Source organism: Vibrio sp. Vb1026 (genome assembly GCF_033338745.1).
GTDB lineage: Bacteria > Pseudomonadota > Gammaproteobacteria > Enterobacterales > Vibrionaceae > Vibrio > Vibrio alginolyticus.
In genome coordinates this window covers 1-2,591 of sequence record NZ_JAWOTH010000046.1, presented here as the reverse complement: position 1 = coordinate 2,591, position 2,591 = coordinate 1, and the positions used below count along the sequence as shown (strand labels likewise).

The window sequence follows — 2,591 nt, the reverse complement described above, 5'->3', positions numbered from 1 at the left end:
GCTTAGCGGAAAGTTCTTTTACCCTCAGCCGAAATGCCTGCCGTTGCTAGACATTGCCAGCCAGTGCCCGTCACTCCGCGGTCTTCACTGCGTGATCGAGTTGATCGACACCCGCCGTGACACGCTCCATGAAGTGCCTGCCTGCGTCTGTTAGCCGAACGCCCCGCGCATGGCGCTCAAATAGCAGGACACCAAGGTTATCCTCCAGCGCTTTCACACGCGCGCTGACGCTCGACTGGCTGATACCAAGTGCCTTGGCCGCATGCCGAAAATTCAGATGCTCGGCGACGGCGATGAACTGAACAAGGGAAATGAGCGGTATCCTGCCAGACAGGATACCGACATTCACGAGGTTTCGATGGTTAGTGCGCCGCATCGGAGCGGGCCTGCTACCAGTCGTCGGTTAGACGACTGGCGACTTCTCGGTGGCAGCCCCACGGAGCCGAAGGAGCACCAGCCCCAACGAAACCAGTACCGCCATCGCCGTGGCGTAACAGATCACGGGCCACGCTGTGTCACCGTTTAAAAGTGCCACCGCCAATGTCCCGACAATGCTGACTATCAGGCTTTGAACGCAGAAGTAGAACGCGACCGCTGATCCCGCGATGTCGTCGAACTCTGCCAAAGCGCCGTTCGCGGTAACGGACACCGTGAAGACAATACCGACCGCGACAACCCACATCGGTAGGATGAAGGTGAGGAATGACGGCGAGCCGTAAAGTTCGCCGATCCCCAACAGGACCGCTCCGCAAACAAGCAACGCCATCCCACGCGCCACGCATCCTGCGATGCCCCATCTGGCGACAAAGGACTTCGCGAAACGGGTTGTCACGATCATTACAAGCGCGACAGTGGCGAAGGCAAAGCTGAATCCGATCTCGGAATATTCCGCTTGGCCTATGAGCACACGGGGAGCCGTCGAGAAGAAGACGAAGAAGGTGCCCATACCGGCGCTAAAGCCGACAGTGTAAACCCAAAAAGCCGGACTCGCGAAGATCGGCAAGACAGATCGGCGCGTCTTGACTTGATCCAGAGGGCGGGTTTCGTGCCACCTGAAACCCGCATTTAGGAGTGCGAGCATCGCCAGTATAGCCAAAGTAATGAATATCGCCTGCCATCCCAAGAACTCGCCGATCAATGCTCCGGCGATAGGGCCGAGCGCAGGCACGAACGCCAGCATCGAACTGAAAAGGCCGTAGATGACGACACCCTCAGGACGGTTGGCATAAACGTCGCGAACCGTCGCGAACGTCGCCACCAGCATGGCCGACGCGCCCACTGCTTGAAGTAGACGGAAAGCGACAAAGGCCGGTGCAGTTGAAGACCAAGCTGCTCCCAGAGACGCAATGACGAAAGCCGTTGCGCCCGCAAGTAGAATTGGCCGTCGCCCGATTCTGTCTGAGAGCGGACCAAAAATCACCTGGCCCACGCCGAGCATCACCATATAGAGGCTCAACGTGAGTTGGATCATAGCGGGCGTCGTGTTCAGGATGCCGGGCATCGCTGGAACGACAGGGAGATAAATATCCATCGCCAGTGAAGCGAGGATGTCGAAAGGAGCCATCAGCAGCAGTGCTGCCGGCAGCGTATAGGCCCACGCGGGGCGTGTGGTGGTCATGACGAATCAACCCTCGATTAAGGAATACCGGGCGACGTCTGCTCGTCAGCAATCAGATGAGACTAGCCTTACAGAGCGCCGCAACAACAATACTGGTTGTTGCGGCTTACTTGTCTGCTGACTTGGAATTTCCCATCTGATTACTCCACGCTTACGAATATGAATTGCTACATTTTATCCGATTATCTTTTGCTTCGCAATGCGGCATGGGCGCACTCAGCGTTCCAGCCCCCTCTGCCGCCCTAACTGCCACGACACCGACCCGCCCTGCACGATGCCCATAACCTCGCGGCCGAGTTGGCGGTCGATGATCGGCCGCCACGGGACAAGGGTGAACTCATGGGATTTCTCGACCACGGCGAACTTGCCGCTCGATAGATGCACGGTTCCGGTAAACTTGCCGCTGACGCTCTCGCCGTCCGTGGCGGCGCGGAACGGCAGGCCCTTACTCAAAGCCATATCCGATCCGACGCCGGCTACCTCGCGCTCCCGCAGGATGGCGAGAAGGTTGCGCCGGTAGAAGACGCGGCTGTCCCGGCTGCGGGTGGCGTCGCCCTGTTCGATATGGTGCTCGCGGCGCTGGTCCATGGCTTCGCGGACTTGTTGCCCGAAGCCGGTTGGCGCAAGGTCGGCCGTCTCGCCGTGGATCAGCCGCCGGTCCAGCCAGGTCGCGCCGTCCGATCCGATCTGTTTGTTCAGATCGACCGGGGAAAGGACGCGAACGCTGGCCTGACTGTCTCGGCCGGCGTCATGGGCGGCGGCACGGCTGACCAGATCATCGGGGATGCGCCATTGGTCGGCGTCGATCCGCTCGACGATACCGGCCCGGCGTAGCGCCTCCAGCCGGCGCACATGGGCATCGACATAGCCCTCATAGTCGCCGCCTGGAACGCGGCACGTATAGGAAGAATAAACGCCCTTTTCACCCAAGTCCAACAGCTTTGGACCGCAGTTGACTCTTTCGACACCCCTG

At 59.6% G+C, this 2,591-nt stretch carries 3 protein-coding genes; all 3 read right to left on the bottom strand.

Annotated elements, in window-relative coordinates; genetic code table 11:
- Positions 1-70: 70 nt before the first annotated feature.
- Positions 71-376 carry a LysR family transcriptional regulator gene (locus R7E47_RS23950; protein ID WP_001255015.1) on the bottom strand — a complete coding sequence of 102 codons (306 nt, stop codon included), beginning with the start codon at positions 374-376 and terminating at the stop codon, positions 71-73.
- A gap of 27 nt (positions 377-403) precedes the next feature.
- Positions 404-1,618: a chloramphenicol/florfenicol efflux MFS transporter FloR gene (gene floR / locus R7E47_RS23945; protein ID WP_000214119.1), complete on the bottom strand. Its 1,215-nt coding sequence runs from the start codon at positions 1,616-1,618 to the stop codon at positions 404-406.
- A 216-nt stretch (positions 1,619-1,834) separates the two neighbouring features.
- The coding region (locus tag R7E47_RS23940) for a DUF3363 domain-containing protein (RefSeq protein WP_223542817.1) at positions 1,835-2,591 on the bottom strand (757 nt) is incomplete at its 5' end.

Bases quoted from the DNA above. Each gene is read 5' to 3' on its own strand.
- floR (WP_000214119.1), bottom strand. From the start codon at position 1,618: ATGACCACCACACGCCCCGCGTGGGCCTATACGCTGCCGGCAGCACTG.
- R7E47_RS23950 (WP_001255015.1), bottom strand. From the start codon at position 376: ATGCGGCGCACTAACCATCGAAACCTCGTGAATGTCGGTATCCTGTCT.